This window comes from Streptomyces sp. SPB162, from assembly GCF_029504575.1.
In the GTDB taxonomy this organism is placed as follows: Bacteria; Actinomycetota; Actinomycetes; order Streptomycetales; family Streptomycetaceae; genus Actinacidiphila.
Map to the genome: position 1 here is coordinate 4,205,397 of NZ_JAQFII010000001.1, position 14,977 is coordinate 4,220,373.

Consider the following 14,977-nt stretch of genomic DNA (forward strand, 5'->3'; position numbering starts at 1 on the left):
GCCTTAGACTCAACTTGAATGAGCGATCGAACAGGAGGTTCAGGTGGCCGTGGAAGCGGAGCTGACCAACAAGAGCCGGGAAGCGCTGAACACCGCGAACGCGGACGCGGTGTCCGCGGGCAACCCGGACCTCACCCCCGCACATCTGCTGCGCGCCCTGCTGGGCGGGCCCGACAACGAGAACATCGTGGACCTGCTGGCGGCGGTCGGCGCCGACGCCCGGGAGCTGTGCGCGGACGCCGATCGCGTGGTCGCCGCGCTCCCTGTCGTCCAGGGCGCCACGGTCGCGCCCCCGCAGGCCAACCGCGAGCTGCTGGCCGTCGTCGCGGACGCGTCGCAGCGCGCGAAGGACCTCGGGGACGACTACATCTCGACCGAGCACCTGCTCATCGGCATCGCCGTCAAGGGCGGCCGCTCCAGCGAACTGCTCTCGCAGCGGGGCGTCACGGCCAAGAAGCTGCTGGACGCCTTCGAGTCCGCCCGGGGAGGACAACGCGTGACCAGCCAGGATCCCGAGGGCACCTACAAGGCGCTCGAGAAGTACGGCACCGACTTCACCGCCGCCGCCCGCGAGGGCAAGCTCGACCCGGTCATCGGCCGGGACCAGGAGATCCGCCGGGTGGTCCAGGTGCTGTCCCGCCGCACCAAGAACAACCCGGTGCTGATCGGCGAGCCGGGCGTGGGCAAGACCGCCGTCGTCGAGGGCCTCGCCCAGCGCATCGTCAAGGGCGACGTGCCCGAGTCGCTGCGCAACAAGCGGCTGGTCTCGCTCGACCTCGGCGCGATGGTCGCGGGCGCCAAGTACCGCGGCGAGTTCGAGGAACGGCTCAAGGCGGTGCTCTCCGAGATCAAGGAGAGCGACGGCCGGGTCATCACCTTCATCGACGAGCTGCACACGGTCGTCGGCGCGGGCGCCGGCGGCGACTCGGCCATGGACGCGGGCAACATGCTCAAGCCGATGCTGGCCCGCGGTGAGCTGCGGATGGTCGGCGCCACCACGCTCGACGAGTACCGCGAGCGCATCGAGAAGGACCCCGCGCTGGAGCGCCGCTTCCAGCAGGTGCTGGTGGCCGAGCCGTCTGTCGAGGACACCATCGCGATCCTGCGCGGCCTCAAGGGCCGGTACGAGGCGCACCACAAGGTGCAGATCGCGGACTCGGCGCTGGTGGCCGCCGCCACCCTGTCCAACCGGTACATCACCTCCCGGTTCCTGCCGGACAAGGCCATCGACCTGGTCGACGAGGCCGCGTCCCGGCTCCGGATGGAGATCGACTCCTCGCCCGTGGCCATCGACGAGCTGCAGCGCTCCGTCGACCGGCTGCGCATGGAGGAGATGGCGCTCAAGAACGAGACCGACCCCGCCTCCGTCCAGCGGCTGGAGAAGCTGCGCAAGGACCTCGCCGACAAGGAGGAGGAGCTGCGCGGCCTGACCGCTCGCTGGGAGAAGGAGAAGGAGGGCCTCAACCGCGTCGGCGCCATCAAGGAGAGCCTGGACGAGGTGAACACCGACATCGAGCGCGCCCAGCGGGACGGTGACTTCGAGGCCGCGTCCAAGCTGCTCTACGGCGAGAAGCCGCGGCTGGAGGCCGAGCTGGCCGAGGCCACCGAGGCCGAGGCGGCCGCCGCCAAGGACACCATGGTCAAGGACGAGGTCGGCCCCGACGACATCGCCGACGTCGTCGGCGCCTGGACCGGCATCCCGGCCGGCCGGCTGCTGGAGGGCGAGACCCAGAAGCTGCTGCGGATGGAGGACGAGCTGGGCCGCCGGCTCATCGGCCAGACCGAGGCCGTCCGCTCCGTCTCCGACGCCGTGCGCCGCTCGCGCTCCGGCATCGCCGACCCCGACCGGCCCACCGGATCGTTCCTCTTCCTCGGCCCCACCGGCGTCGGCAAGACCGAGCTGGCCAAGGCGCTCGCCGACTTCCTCTTCGACGACGAGCGCGCCATGGTCCGCATCGACATGAGCGAGTACGGCGAGAAGCACTCCGTCGCCCGCCTCGTCGGCGCCCCACCCGGCTACGTCGGCTACGAGGAGGGCGGCCAGCTCACCGAGGCCGTCCGGCGGCGCCCGTACAGCGTGGTGCTGCTGGACGAGGTCGAGAAGGCGCACCACGACGTCTTCGACGTGCTGCTGCAGGTGCTCGACGACGGACGGCTCACGGACGGCCAGGGCCGTACCGTCGACTTCCGCAACGCGATCCTGATCCTGACGTCGAACCTCGGCAGCCAGTACCTGGTCGATCCGGTGCTGGGGGACGCCGAGAAGAAGGAGAGCGTCCTGGAGACCGTACGGATGTCCTTCAAGCCGGAGTTCCTGAACCGGCTCGACGACATCGTGGTCTTCAGCGCGCTGTCCAAGGGCGAGCTGCGGCACATCGCCCGGCTGCAGACCGACCGGCTCGCCGAGCGCCTGCGCGAGCGCCGGCTGGTCCTGGACGTCACCGACACGGCCCTGGACTGGCTCGCCGAGGAGGGCAACGACCCCGCCTACGGCGCGCGGCCGCTGCGCCGCCTCGTGCAGACCGCGATCGGCGACCCGCTGGCCCGCGCGATCCTTTCGGGCGAGGTCGCCGACGGCGACACCGTCCGGGTCGACCGGGTGGGCGAGGGCCTGATCGTGGGCCCGGCGCCGTCCCTGTCCAAGGCGGTCTGACTCCGCAACCCCCGGCGTGGATCCGCCGGGGGTTGCCAGACCCCTCGGCGCATGGGGGAGGATGGAAGGAATCCGTACGAAGGGAACTCCACGGTGAGCATCGATCCGTCCTCGATTCCGAATTTCGGGGGCCAGCCGGACCCCGAGCAGAACGGCCCCGCTGCCGGCGCGGTCATCCCCGACCAGGACCTGGTCAAGCAGCTGCTCGAACAGATGGAGCTGAAGTTCGTCGTCGACGACGAGGGTGACCTCGCGGCGCCGTGGGAGGAATTCCGCGCGTACTTCATGTTCCGTGGCGAGGAGGACCAGCAGATCTTCGCGGTCCGGACCTTCTACGACCGGCCGTACACCGTCGATGACAAGCCGCAGCTGCACGAGGTCATCGACGACTGGAACCGCCGCACCCTGTGGCCGAAGGTCTACACGCACACGCACGACGACGGCTCCGTCCGCCTCATCGGCGAGGCGCAGATGCTGATCGGCCTGGGCGTCAACCTGGAGCACTTCGTCTCCAGCACGGTCAGCTGGGTACGCGCCTCGATCGAGTTCGACAAGTGGGTCGTGGAGACCCTCGGACTGGAGAAGGACGTGGACGCCGACGGCGGCCCCAAGGGCGACGAAGGCACCGACGGCGACAACGCCTGACGCCTCGGTCCCCCGCGGGGATCAGACCGGCGCGGAGACGACCGTCAGCAGGTACGTCCCGTAGAAGAACGAGAGCCCGGCCAGCGCGGCCACCGCTACGGCGGCGGTGCGCGGCCGGGCTTTCGCCAGTGCCAGGGCGGCCGGGATCAGCAGCGGGAAGGCCGGCAGCAGGAAGCGCGGCTTGGATCCGAAGAAGTGCGAGCCGCCCAACGCGATGATCACGAGTACGACCGAGTAGACCGCCAGCGGCAGCGGGACACGGTCCAGCAGCGTCAGGGCGAGCAGCAGCAGCGCGGCCGCGATGATCGCGACGACCACGTAGCTCATGAGCCGGTCGCTGCCGAGGATCAGGTGCCTGGTGTACTCCAGGGAGCTGCGGCCGAAGTCGAACCGCGAGCCCCAGCGGCCCTGCACGTCGAAGTACCCGAGCGGTCGGCCCGTCTGCAGCCCCACCCAGCCGACGTATCCGCACCAGCCCAGCGGCGCGACCAGCGCGGCCGCCCAGGCCGCGCGGTCCTGCGGCAGCCCGGCCCGGCGGCGAGCCCAGGCGTCGGCGGCGACGGTGACGGCGACGGCCGCGGCCACCGCGATGCCGTTCGGGCGGGCCAGCCCGGCGAGCAGCGCCGGCACACCCGAGAGGAGCCACCGCCGGGTGAGCAGCGCGTAGAGCGCCCAGGCGGCGCAGGCGGTCAGCAGCGATTCGGTGTACGCCATCGTCAGCACGACGGAGTGCGGCAGCAGCCCCCACAGCAGCACCAGGGCGATCCCGGCCCGGCGGCCGTGCAGGTGCTCGCCGATCGCGTAGATCCCCCACACGGCCAGGGCGGCGGCGCTCCAGGCGATGAGCAGCGCCGTGTTGATCCGGCCGAAGGGCAGGACGGCGTCGCCGGCCCTGATCAGCGCCGGGTAGAGCGGGAAGAACGCCAGGTCGCTGTAGCTCATGCCCGGTGTGCCGGTGGACGGGAAGAACGTTCCGTAGCCCCATTCGGCGATCCGCTCGTACCAGCGCGCGTCCCAGCTCTGCCCGAAGAGGCTGCGCGGGTGCAGCCCGACCCGCAGCGCCCACGCCGTCACCAGCACGCCGCCGACCAGCCGGCCGGCGGCGAAGAGGATCAGCGCGGGGGCGGCCCGGCGCAGGGAGCCGTGCCGGGCGGGCGCGCGACCGGGCACCGGGTCGCGCTCGGCGTGCGACCCGGTGGTTCGGGGGCTGGACGGGACCGGCTCGGCCGTGTGCACCGTACCGCTCCTTTCGGCCCGGTCGGGGCGCCGTCGGGTCCGCCCGGCTCCGCTCGGAGCGGCGGGTATGACGGTACGACTATGCGTGCTTATGTGCCGATCATCCTGCTCGCAACGTGCTGCCGGGCGTACGCGGAGTAGCAATCACCCGCTCGGCGGAGACCCTTGCCCGGCCCGGGGGGCGGGAGCATCCTGGAATCGAACGGTGTCGCAAGAGGGCTTCGGCAGAACACCGTTGGGCGCGGACACCGCAGCGTCAGCCTGTCAGGGGAAGCGCGAGATGGTGGATACCAAGGTCACTGAACTGATCCGGGTCCTGGTCCTGAGTGGCGGTCAGGGACCACCGCGGGACTGGGCCAGGGTCTGCGCGCAGGTGCTCGACGTGGACGGCATCGCGATCTCGGTGGCCTCGGAGGGCACGGAGCTGCTGTGGTTCAGCGACGCGGAGAGCGCACGGCTGGACGATCTGCAGTTCACGCTCGGCGAAGGACCCAGCGTGGAGGCGGCAAGGGACGGCTCGCTGAACCTGGAGTCCAATCTGGAGCGTGCGTTCGGGGAGCGCTGGCCCGCCTTCGTCCCCGCCGCGGTCGACTCGGGGGTGCTGGCGGTCTTCGCCTTCCCGCTGCGGCTCGGGGCGATCTGCTTCGGCGCGATGACCGGCCACCGGCACCGGCCGGGGCCGCTGGGCGAGCAGGCCGTCGCGGACGCGCTGACCATCGCCGACGCGATGGCCGTCTACCTGCTGGCGCTGGGGCCGCGCGAGACGGGCCCCGCCGTCCTCGCCACCGGGACGGGGACCGGGCACCCGGCCGGCAGGGAGAGCGCCGGCGACAACGGGACCCGTGGTTTCGGAACCGGGTTTCTGACCGGGTTCGGGGGACCTGCACCGCGCGGAGGTGCACCAGGCGGCCGGGATCAGCAGCGTCCGGCTGGACGTGCCGCTGCCGGAGGCACTGGTGCGGTTACGCGCCTACGCGTACGCCGAGGGGCGGCCCATCCTCGACGTGGCCCGCGACATCATCAGCAACCGTCTGTACCTGCCCCGTGATCCGGAGGCGCCGTGACGGACGGGGACCGGACCAGGACCGACCGGGGCGAGGCCGTGCAGCGCGCGACCCCGGGACCACATGCGGCGGCAGGGAGGAAGGCGGGCATGGACCGGGAACAACGACTGGCCGACGTCTTCGTCGAGCTGGCGGACACGCTGATCGACGACTTCGACATCATCGACTTCCTCCATCAGCTGTCCATTCGGTGCGTGGAGCTGCTGGAGGTGTCGGCCGCCGCGATCATGCTCGCGCTGCCCGGCGCCAACCTCCAGCCGGCCGCCACCTCCGACAACCGGGCCGAGGTCTCCGACCTGCTGGCGCTGAACCAGCGCGAGGGCCCGGCGCTGGACTGCTACCGCACCGGGGCGCCGGTCGGGCCGTTCGACGTCGCCCGCTCCACGCCGCAGTGGCCGGCCTTCGCGGGCCAGGCGCGCCGGGCCGGGTTCGGCGTGGTCTGCGCGCTGCCGATGCGGCTGCGCCGCGAGGTGATCGGCTCGCTGCTCCTGCTGCGCACCGGCGCGGCGCCGCTGAGCGGCGCCGACGTCCGGCTGGCACAGGCGCTGGCGGACGCCGCCACGATCGGCATCCTGCACCAGCAGACGCTGCGCCGGCACGCGGCGCTCACCACCCAGCTGCACACCGCCCTGCACAGCAGGATCGCGATCGAACAGGCCAAGGGCGTGCTGGCCGCCCGCTGGGGCACCACGGTGGACGAGGCGTTCCACGCGATGCGCCGCCACGCCCGCGCCAAGCGCCGGCTGCTCAGCGATGTCGCGCACGACATCGTCATCGGCGGGTTCCAGCCCGAACGCGTCTAGTAGTCCCCCTGCGGACCGTCCACCGCCGCCTATCGTGAGCCTTCTGTCGCGGGCTCGCATGGGCTCGCGTGGGCTCAGGGAAGTGGGGAACGCATGGGTGAGTGGAGTCCGGCCGCGCGGGCGCGGGGCGTCGGAACGTCGATCTTCACCGAGATGACGGAGCTGGCCAGGAGGACCGGGGCCGTCAACCTGGGACAGGGAGTGCCGGAGCTGGACAGCCCCTCGACGCTGCTCAAGGACGTGGCGGAGGCCGTGCTCGCGGGCAGCAACCAGTACCCGCCCGCCACCGGCTTCCCGGCGCTGCGCACCGCCGTCGCCGAACACCAGTTGCGGCGCTACGGGCTCGACTACCGGCCGGACGGCGAGGTGCTGGTCACCACCGGTGCCACCGAGGCCATCGCGGCGGCGCTGCTCGCGCTCTGCGACCCCGGTGACGAGATCCTGGCCTTCGATCCCTGCTACGACGCCTATCCCGCCGCTGCCCGGCTCAGCGGCGCCACCCTGGTCGGCGCGTCCCGCTGGAGGCCGACGGCGACGGCTTCGTCATGAACGCCGACGCGCTGCGCGCCGCCGTGACGCCCAGGACCCGGGTCCTGGTGCTCAACACCCCGCACAATCCGGTGGGCAAGGTGTTCACGGCCGCGGAGCTGGACGAGATCGCGGACGTCTGCCGGGAGCACTCGCTCACCGTGGTGACCGACGAGGTGTACGAGCACCTCGTCTACGACGGGACCCCGCACCGGACGATCGCGGCGCTGCCCGGCATGCGGGAGCGGACGCTGGTCATCTCCTCGGCGGGCAAGACCTTCAACGTCACCGGCTGGAAGGTCGGCTGGATCTGCGGTCCGGCCCCGCTCGTCGCCGCGGTCGGATCCGTCAAGCAGTTCCTCACCTACGCCTCCGGCACTCCGTACCAGGAGGCGCTGGCCCGGATGCTCGGCTCCGTCGAGGAGTGGGCGGCGGAGCTGCGCGACACCCTGCGCGCCAACCGCGACCTGCTGAGCGACGGCCTGAAGCAGGCCGGGTTGCGCCCGTACCGCGCGGAGGCCGGGTACTTCCTCCAGGCGGACGTACGGCCCTGGGGTTATGCGGACGGGGTGGCGTTCTGCCGGGAACTGCCGGACCGGGCGGGCGTCGTCGCGATTCCGACGTCGGCTTTCTACCAGGGGCAGGACGCTCCTTCGTGGCTTGTTCGATTTTCCTTCTGCAAGCGCGAGGAATCGGTGCGCGCCGCGGTGGATCAACTGGTCCGGGCGCGCTGAGTTCACGGTAATAGGGTCCGAACCTCTGGACTTCCTCAACTCTGCTTTCGGGGGGATTCGGCTGGGGCATCACCGTCGCACGAAGAAGTTCACAGCTCACGAAGACGGGGGGCGGGGAAGATGAGTGCATTCCTCGTTGGTCTCACACTGGTCGTCATCATCGCCGTGGCGCTGGGCGTGAGCGCCCGGCAGCAATCGGTGAACCGGCGCAAGGCCCGGGGGCGCGGCCGGAGTCGGGTGAACGCGGCGGCCGGCGGCAGCACCAGCTGGTGGGCGTCCGGGGACTCGGGCGACGGCGGCCACCACGGCGGGGGCGGTCACCACGGCGGAGGTGGTCACGACGGCGGGGGCGGCCACCACTCCTGCGGCGGCGGGCATTCCTGCGGCGGGGGCTCGTCCTGCGGGGGTGGCGGGGGCTGCGGAAGCAGCTGATCGGAATTGCGTGTGGCCCCTGGCCATTCGCATATGCGCCCGGCGGAACCGTCACCCGTCGGGCGCTGTTGTGGTGAACACCTGAACCGTTACGCGCTCTTGGGGATGTAAAGCGCCCGTAGTTGGGTAAAACGCTGGGGGCACCCCGCGTTTCATGATTCCGTATCTACCGGACCCCACGTGGGCACGAGCCGACGTATGTTCCCGCCAGAACCCCGCTGGTGCGAGTCGGCCCACCATCCACTGCGTGCTTGCGGAGCCGACCCATGCTCACCACTCTCCATACCGCTTACACCGATACCCGTGCCGGAGACCTGGCCTGGTGTTTGGGCAAGGAAGCGCTACCCGCGCTCGCCCTGCTCGACCTCCGGCTCAGCGGCGCGGACCAGCCCCCGGTACAGGTGCAGATGCGTCTGCTCGGCGCCTCCCACCAGGTACTCATCGACTCCGAGGACGGCGGTTGTTCGGAAACCGTCGCCTGCATCCCGGGAAGTCAGACTCCACTCCCTTTCGGTGTCGCCAAACGGATCGGCACCTGGGACTACGAATTCGCCGCACGGGTCGAGACGTTGTCGCGTGGCTCCTTCGCGGGCCGGGCTCAGGAACTGCTCGCACTCGTCGCGGACCATCCGCACGGCCTCGCGGGAACGTTTCCCGGAGATCCGCACGCTTTCACCGCGATGCTCGTCCAGTGCGGCGAGGGCAGCGTCCGGTGGCGCACCTGGCACGCGTATCCGCAGGAAGGGCGGTTGGTGGCGACAAGGTCGCGCATCAGTGCCCTTCCGTAGCCGGGCGGCGGGGGCGCGGGGAGCGGGGCGGCGAGCGGCCGGCGCGCGCCAGTCCGCGTCCCACGGAACGGAGTGCGCTTCGGCGGTCACGCTCGGAGCGCGCCGTTACGAGCCCTGGTGGTACGCGAGGCGCCCCCACGAGGCATCAAGTGCCGTGAAATGCACCCCTGTGGGTGACAATTGCGACCGCAACCCTGACATAGCGTTCATTCATGATCGACCAGACAAGTCGCCAGTCCGCCGTGCGGCTCCCCGTACCGGTCGGCCCGGCCCGTGCGCTGGTCCTCGCCGCCGTCTTCGTCTGCGCCGCCTGCGGGCTCGTCTACGAACTCGAACTCGTCGCCCTGGCCTCGTATCTCGTCGGTGACTCCGTCACCCAGGCCTCCGTCATCCTGTCGGTGATGGTCTTCGCCATGGGCGTCGGCTCCGTGCTCGCGAAGCACATACGGTGCGTCGCGGCCGTCGGCTTCGCGGCGGTGGAGGCGGCTCTCGCGCTGGTGGGCGGCCTCTCGGTGATGGCGCTGTACGCGTGCTTCGCATGGTTCGGGATGGCGCGTCCGGCGGTGATCGTCTGCGCGTTCGTCATCGGTGTGCTGATCGGCGCCGAGATCCCGCTGCTCATGACGCTCATCCAGCGGATCCGTCGGCAGGATGCCGGCGGCGCCGTCGCCGACCTGTTCGCCGCGGACTACGTCGGCGCGCTGTTCGGCGGACTCGCCTTCCCTTTCCTGCTGTTGCCGACGTTCGGGCAGCTCACCGGCGCGCTGGTCACCGGCGCGGTGAACGCGGTCGGGGGCGCCGCGATGGTGCTGTGGCTGTTCCGCGGCGACCTGACCCCGCGCGCCCGCAACCAGCTGCTCGTCGCCAACCTCGGCGTGCTGGCGGTGCTCGGCGCCGCCGCTCTGGCGGCAGGACCGTTCGAACAGGCCGCGCGGCGCGCGGTGTACGGCGGTGACGTGCGCGTCGCCGAGCAGACCGACGTGCAGGAGATCGTCCTCACCGGCGGCTCGGGCGCCCCCGTCCAGCTCTTCTTCGACGGGCGCCTACGGGTCTGCGGAGCCGACGAGTACCGCTACCACGAGGCGCTGGTGCACCCGGCGATGGCCGGCCGGCACTCCCGCGTCCTCATCCTCGGCGGCGGCGACGGCCTCGCGCTGCGCGAGGTGCTCCGGTACCCGGACGTCACGTCGGTGACCGTCGTCGACCTGGACGGCGAGCTGGTCCGGCTCGCCCGCACCGACACCGACCTCGTCGCGCTCAACCGGCACGCCTACGCGGACCCGCGGGTCCGCACCGTCACCGCCGACGCCTTCGACTGGCTGCGGGCCGACCGCCCGGGGCCGTACGACGTGATCCTCGCCGATCTGCCCGACCCGGGGATCTCGCGCAGCGCGAAGCTCTACTCCGAGGAGTTCTACGGTCTGGCCGGCCGCGCGCTGGCCCGGGACGGGCGGCTCGCCGTCCACGCGGGCTCCCCGAGCGCGTCCCCGCACGCCTACTGGACGATCGACGCGACGGTGCGGGCCACGGGGCTGCGCACCGTGCCGTACCTGACCGGCGGCCGGGACTGCGGGCCCCCGTCGGGACCCGACCGCTGGTCCGGCCGGGCCGACGCCGGCCCCACCGACTGGGGCTTCGTGCTGGCCTCGCGCGCGGGCCCCGAGCTGCGCCTCTCGTCGGACGCGCCACCGCTGCGTTCGCTGTCGCCGGCGATCCTGTGGTCACTGGGGGAGGCGGCCAGGGTCTCCCGCGAGGACGGGCTCCCGCCCTCCACGCTGATGCGACCGCGGGTGGGCGGATGACCGGCGTGACCGCCTCGCGTCCGGCCGCGTCGGCGGTTCTGCCTCCGGGGCACGGGAGATCTGCCTCCGGGGCCCGGAAGGTTCCGCTTCCGTGCCCGGAACCGCGGTGCGGTCCGGGACCCGGCGCGGCCCGGTGACCATGCCGGGAGGTGCGACACGGTGCCCAGTGCGGCCGAGGGTCGGTAGGCTCCCCGCATGGAGCATGAGGTGTTCGTTCCGGTCCTGGCGGAAACCATTCGGCAGGCACTCGCCGACCCGGCGCGCGTCGTGGCGAGCCTGCCCGGCTGGCAGGCCGACCCCGGCGGCGACGTTCTCACCGGCCGGCTGCGGGTGCGCGTCGGCGGTTCGACGATCACTTACCGCGGCTCGCTCCGCGTCACCGAGCGCGAGGGCGGCTTCTCCGTCGAGGGCGAGGGCGTCGAGGCCCGTGGCACCGGCACCGTGAAGTTCACTCTCGGCGTGCTCGTCGAGGAGGCCGACCAGGCCGTTCCCGGCACGATGTTCTCCTTCAACGGCAGCACGACGGCCGAGGGGCGGCTCGCCACGTTCGATGACGGCGCCCGTGAGTCCGCGGCCCGCCGGCTCCTCGACCGCTTCACCGCGGAACTGACGGCCGGACTCCCGGCACTGCCCGAGGAACCCGATGTCGTCGACGGCCTCGACGGCGCCGACGAGGGCGGGGAGTCGGAGGCGGCCGAGGAGATCGCGCTGGTCGAGGTGGAGCTGACCGACGAGGACGTGGAGGTCGACGTGGAGGTCCCGGAGACCGCCGCGGAGCTCGACGACCTCGAACCTCCGGCCGAGGCGGCGCACGCCCGCCGCACCATGATCGGCCGCAGCGCGGAGGAGGTCGACCACGCACCGCCGCGCGGCCGTTACGCCCCCGCGCCCTCCGCCGCGACCACCTCCACCACCGCGACCCTGCGCTGGGCGGCGCCCGCCGCCGCGGTTCTGGTGGCCTCCGCCGTCGTCGTGGGCCGGGTCCTGCGGCGCCGCCGGTAGCGGGCGGGGGCGGGGCGCCCGCGATCGCGGGGCAGGCCCTACGCTCACAGGGTGACGACTGGGAAGAAACTGACGGCGGGCGACGCCGAACTGACCGTGGTGCCGCAGGACGGCTGCCGGATCGCCTCGCTGACGGTCGGCGGGACCGAACTGCTGCGCCAGGGCGACCGGTACGGCGCGTTCATCATGGTGCCGTGGTGCGGCAGGACCGAGAACGGCCGGTTCCGCAACGGCGGAGTCGTCCACCAACTGCCGGTGGACGCGGCCCCGCACGCGATCCACGGCACCGGTCGCCACACCGCGTGGCGCGAGGCGCGGGGCGGTACGGACGTGGCGGCGTCCTACTACTTCGACCTGGCGGACCCCTGGCCGTACCGCGGCCGCGTCACGCAGACGCTCGAACTGGGTGAGAACGAGCTGCGGATGACCCTGTCGGTGGAGGCGTCCGACGACTCCTTCCCGGCCCAGGCCGGCTGGCACCCCTGGTTCCTGCGCAACCTCGGACAGGGCGGCCGCGACGTCGAGGTGGAGTTCAGCCCCGCGTGGCAGGAGGAGCGCGGTGACGACCACCTGCCGACGGGCAAGCGCGTCGAGCCGAAGCCCGCGCCGTGGGACGACTGCTTCGGCATGCCGGACGGCGTGGACGTGGCGCTGACCTGGCCGGGAGAGCTGCGGGTGCGGGTGACCAGTCCGACCGAGTGGGTCGTGGTCTACGACGAGCAGCCCGAGGCCGTGTGCGTCGAACCGCAGTCCGGGCCGCCGAACGGTCTCAACACGCTGCCGCGCCTCGTCACCCCGATCGATCCGCTGGAGATCACGACGGTCTGGTCCTGGGAGCGGCTGGGCTGACCGGTCGGTCGACCGGCTCGGATTCCGCCCGAGCCCGTGGCGGCGGCTAATCTCGACGCCATGAGTGACGTGCGCGAAGCCCTGCTGCAGCAGATCAAGGACAAGGCCGTGGTCCACGGCAAGGTGACCCTCTCCTCCGGGCTGGAGGCCGACTTCTACGTCGACCTCCGCCGGATCACCCTGGACGGCGAGGCGGCGCCGCTGACCGGCCAGGTGATGCTCGACCTGACCAAGGACCTCGACTTCGACGCCGTCGGCGGCCTGACGCTCGGCGCCGACCCCGTGGCGGGCTCGATGCTGCACGCGGCGGCCGCGCGCGGCCGCCGACTCGACGCCTTCGTCGTCCGCAAGGCGACCAAGGCGCACGGTATGCAGCGCCGGATCGAGGGCACCGAGGTCAAGGGCCGCCGCGTCCTGGTCGTCGAGGACACCTCGACCACCGGCGGCTCCCCGCTGACCGCCGTCGAAGCGGTGCGCGAGGCCGGCGGCGAGGTCGTCGCCGTCGCCGTCATCGTGGAGCGCGGCGCCGCGCCGGCGATCGAGGCGGCGGGACTGCCGTATCTGGCCGCCTACTCGCTGGCCGATCTCGACCTCGGCTGAGCTCCGCAGCTCCCGGTGGCTCCCAGCCGCTCCCGGCCAGACGGGCTTGACCTGCGGTTTTTCCGGCCCCCTGGAGGTTCCACGTGGAACCTCCAGGGGGTCTTCGCATGCGAGGTGCGCACCGAGGTGGTGTTCGAGCGGGTCTCTGGGAGGATGGTGCCGACAACGGCGTCGGACCGCAGTTTCAGGACCCGCACATCACGAGGAGCGGACAAATGCCCATCGCAACCCCCGAGGTCTACAACGAGATGCTCGACCGGGCGAAGGCAGGCAAGTTCGCCTACCCGGCCATCAACGTGACCTCGTCGCAGACGCTGCATGCCGCGCTGCGCGGGCTGGCCGAGGCGGAGAGCGACGGCATCATCCAGATCTCCACCGGTGGCGCGGAGTTCCTGGGCGGCCAGTACAGCAAGGACATGGTCACCGGCGCGGTCGCGCTGGCGGAGTTCGCACACATCGTCGCCGAGAAGTACCCGGTCACGGTCGCGCTGCACACCGACCACTGCCCGAAGGACAAGCTGGACGCGTATGTCCGCCCGCTGCTGAAGATCTCGCGGGACCGCGTCGCCGCGGGCCGCCTGCCGCTCTTCCAGTCGCACATGTGGGACGGCTCGGCGGAGAACCTCAACGACAACCTCGCCATCGCGCAGGAGCTGCTCGCCGAGGCCGTCAAGGCCAACATCATCCTCGAGGTGGAGATCACCCCGACCGGTGGCGAGGAGGACGGTGTCTCGCACGAGATCAACGACTCCCTCTACACCACCCCGGACGACGCGTTCCGCACCGTCGAGGCCCTCGGCCTGGGTGAGAAGGGCCGCTACCTGCTGGCCGCGTCCTTCGGAAACGTGCACGGCGTCTACAAGCCGGGCAACGTCGTCCTTCGCCCGGAGATCCTCAAGGAGCTCCAGGTGGCGGTCGCCGAGAAGCACGGCAAGGCCAACGCCTTCGACTTCGTCTTCCACGGCGGTTCCGGCTCGACGATCGAGGAGATCAACGAGGCCTTGGAGAACGGCGTCGTCAAGATGAACATCGACACCGACCTGCAGTACGCCTTCACCCGCCCGGTCGCCGACCACATGCTCCGCAACTACGACGGTGTCCTGAAGGTCGACGGCGAGGTCGGCAACAAGAAGGTCTACGACCCCCGCGTCTGGGGCAAGTCCGCCGAGGCCGGTATGGCCGCGCGCGTCGTCGTGGCCGCCGAGAACCTGCGGTCCGCGGGCAACAAGATCAAGTAACCGGTGGTGAGCAGCGGCGCTTCGCAGTGAGCCGCCGCGCCGCTCCGTAGAGGCCCCCCGAGCCCGCCGTTCCGGCCCGGGGGGCCTCTTGCCGTCCGGGACAGGGCAGACTGGAAACCATGGCCATTCACAAAGACCTCCTCGGGGGCCCGCCCCCGACCCATCTGCCCGACGACCCGGAGCCGCGCGAGCTGCTCGCCTCCGGCACCGCCCCTTCAGAGGTGGCCGCCAAGTACCCCGCGTCCTCTCTGGTCTGGGCCCGGCTCGCCGACGACGCCTTCGAAGGGGGCCGGGTCGTCGAGTCCTACGCCTACGCCCGCACGGGTTACCACCGGGGCCTGGACGCGCTGCGCCGGGCCGGCTGGAAGGGCCACGGCCCGGTGCCGTTCGAGCACGAGCCGAACCGCGGTTTCCTGCGCGCGCTGCACGCCCTCGCCCGCGCCGCGCAGGCGATCGGCGAGCAGGAGGAGTACGAGCGCTGCTCGTCCTTCCTCCGCGACAGCTCGCCCACCGCGGCCGACACACTCAGCTGATCCGCCGAGTTGATCCGCCGAGTTGATCCGCCGAGTTGATCCGCCGAGCTGATCCGTTGAGTTGAGCCGC

15 protein-coding genes are annotated in these 14,977 nt (G+C 71.7%); 14 read left to right on the forward strand and 1 reads right to left on the reverse strand.

Features of this window, described 5'->3' with window-relative positions; genetic code table 11:
• Positions 1-49: 49 nt before the first annotated feature.
• Complete coding sequence (clpB, locus tag M2266_RS19245; protein WP_277441269.1) at positions 50-2,653, forward strand: ATP-dependent chaperone ClpB; 2,604 nt, start codon at positions 50-52, stop codon at positions 2,651-2,653.
• Between the two features lie 93 nt (positions 2,654-2,746).
• Positions 2,747-3,298, forward strand: coding sequence for a YbjN domain-containing protein (locus M2266_RS19250; protein WP_277439301.1), 552 nt, complete (start codon positions 2,747-2,749; stop codon positions 3,296-3,298).
• Between the two features lie 21 nt (positions 3,299-3,319).
• On the opposite strand, the gene M2266_RS19255 is transcribed toward M2266_RS19250, so the two are convergent.
• Positions 3,320-4,534: a hypothetical protein gene (locus tag M2266_RS19255; RefSeq protein ID WP_277439302.1), complete on the reverse strand. Its 1,215-nt coding sequence runs from the start codon at positions 4,532-4,534 to the stop codon at positions 3,320-3,322.
• A gap of 280 nt (positions 4,535-4,814) precedes the next feature.
• Here M2266_RS19255 and M2266_RS19260 point away from each other — a divergent pair, with 280 nt between their 5' ends.
• The 12 genes from M2266_RS19260 to M2266_RS19310 all read left to right on the forward strand — a co-directional run bounded on the left by M2266_RS19260 (position 4,815) and on the right by M2266_RS19310 (position 14,907).
• The gene (locus tag M2266_RS19260; RefSeq protein WP_277439303.1) at positions 4,815-5,582 is read left to right on the forward strand and encodes a hypothetical protein; all 768 of its coding nucleotides are present in this window, start codon (positions 4,815-4,817) and stop codon (positions 5,580-5,582) included.
• Between the two features lie 105 nt (positions 5,583-5,687).
• Positions 5,688-6,401, forward strand: a complete 714-nt coding sequence (locus M2266_RS19265) for a GAF and ANTAR domain-containing protein (protein ID WP_277439304.1) — start codon at positions 5,688-5,690, stop codon at positions 6,399-6,401.
• A 93-nt stretch (positions 6,402-6,494) separates the two neighbouring features.
• Positions 6,495-6,950: an aminotransferase class I/II-fold pyridoxal phosphate-dependent enzyme gene (locus tag M2266_RS32380; RefSeq protein ID WP_346780909.1), complete on the forward strand. Its 456-nt coding sequence runs from the start codon at positions 6,495-6,497 to the stop codon at positions 6,948-6,950.
• Complete coding sequence (locus M2266_RS32385; protein WP_346780910.1) at positions 6,947-7,663, forward strand: aminotransferase class I/II-fold pyridoxal phosphate-dependent enzyme; 717 nt, start codon at positions 6,947-6,949, stop codon at positions 7,661-7,663. The genes M2266_RS32380 and M2266_RS32385 overlap by 4 nt, the downstream gene beginning before the upstream one ends.
• A gap of 120 nt (positions 7,664-7,783) precedes the next feature.
• Positions 7,784-8,095 (forward strand): hypothetical protein, encoded by a 312-nt coding sequence (locus M2266_RS19275; protein ID WP_277439305.1) that lies wholly within the window; start codon positions 7,784-7,786, stop codon positions 8,093-8,095.
• 266 nt (positions 8,096-8,361) lie between these two features.
• Positions 8,362-8,883: a DUF2617 family protein gene (locus tag M2266_RS19280; RefSeq protein WP_277439306.1), complete on the forward strand. Its 522-nt coding sequence runs from the start codon at positions 8,362-8,364 to the stop codon at positions 8,881-8,883.
• Between the two features lie 212 nt (positions 8,884-9,095).
• Entirely contained in the window at positions 9,096-10,685 is a 1,590-nt protein-coding gene (locus M2266_RS19285; RefSeq protein ID WP_277439307.1) for a polyamine aminopropyltransferase, read from the forward strand.
• A gap of 195 nt (positions 10,686-10,880) precedes the next feature.
• On the forward strand, positions 10,881-11,687 hold the full coding sequence (locus M2266_RS19290) for an SRPBCC domain-containing protein (protein ID WP_277439308.1): 807 nt from the start codon (positions 10,881-10,883) through the stop codon (positions 11,685-11,687).
• Positions 11,688-11,738: 51 nt separating this feature from the next.
• Positions 11,739-12,536, forward strand: a complete 798-nt coding sequence (locus M2266_RS19295) for an aldose 1-epimerase (protein WP_277439309.1) — start codon at positions 11,739-11,741, stop codon at positions 12,534-12,536.
• A 60-nt stretch (positions 12,537-12,596) separates the two neighbouring features.
• Entirely contained in the window at positions 12,597-13,136 is a 540-nt protein-coding gene (pyrE, locus tag M2266_RS19300; RefSeq protein ID WP_138357064.1) for an orotate phosphoribosyltransferase, read from the forward strand.
• A 215-nt stretch (positions 13,137-13,351) separates the two neighbouring features.
• A complete protein-coding gene (fbaA, locus tag M2266_RS19305) occupies positions 13,352-14,374 on the forward strand; it encodes a class II fructose-bisphosphate aldolase (protein WP_277439310.1) in 1,023 nt (340 codons plus the stop codon).
• 119 nt (positions 14,375-14,493) lie between these two features.
• A complete protein-coding gene (locus tag M2266_RS19310) occupies positions 14,494-14,907 on the forward strand; it encodes a DUF3151 domain-containing protein (RefSeq protein ID WP_277439311.1) in 414 nt (137 codons plus the stop codon).
• Positions 14,908-14,977: the final 70 nt, after the last annotated feature.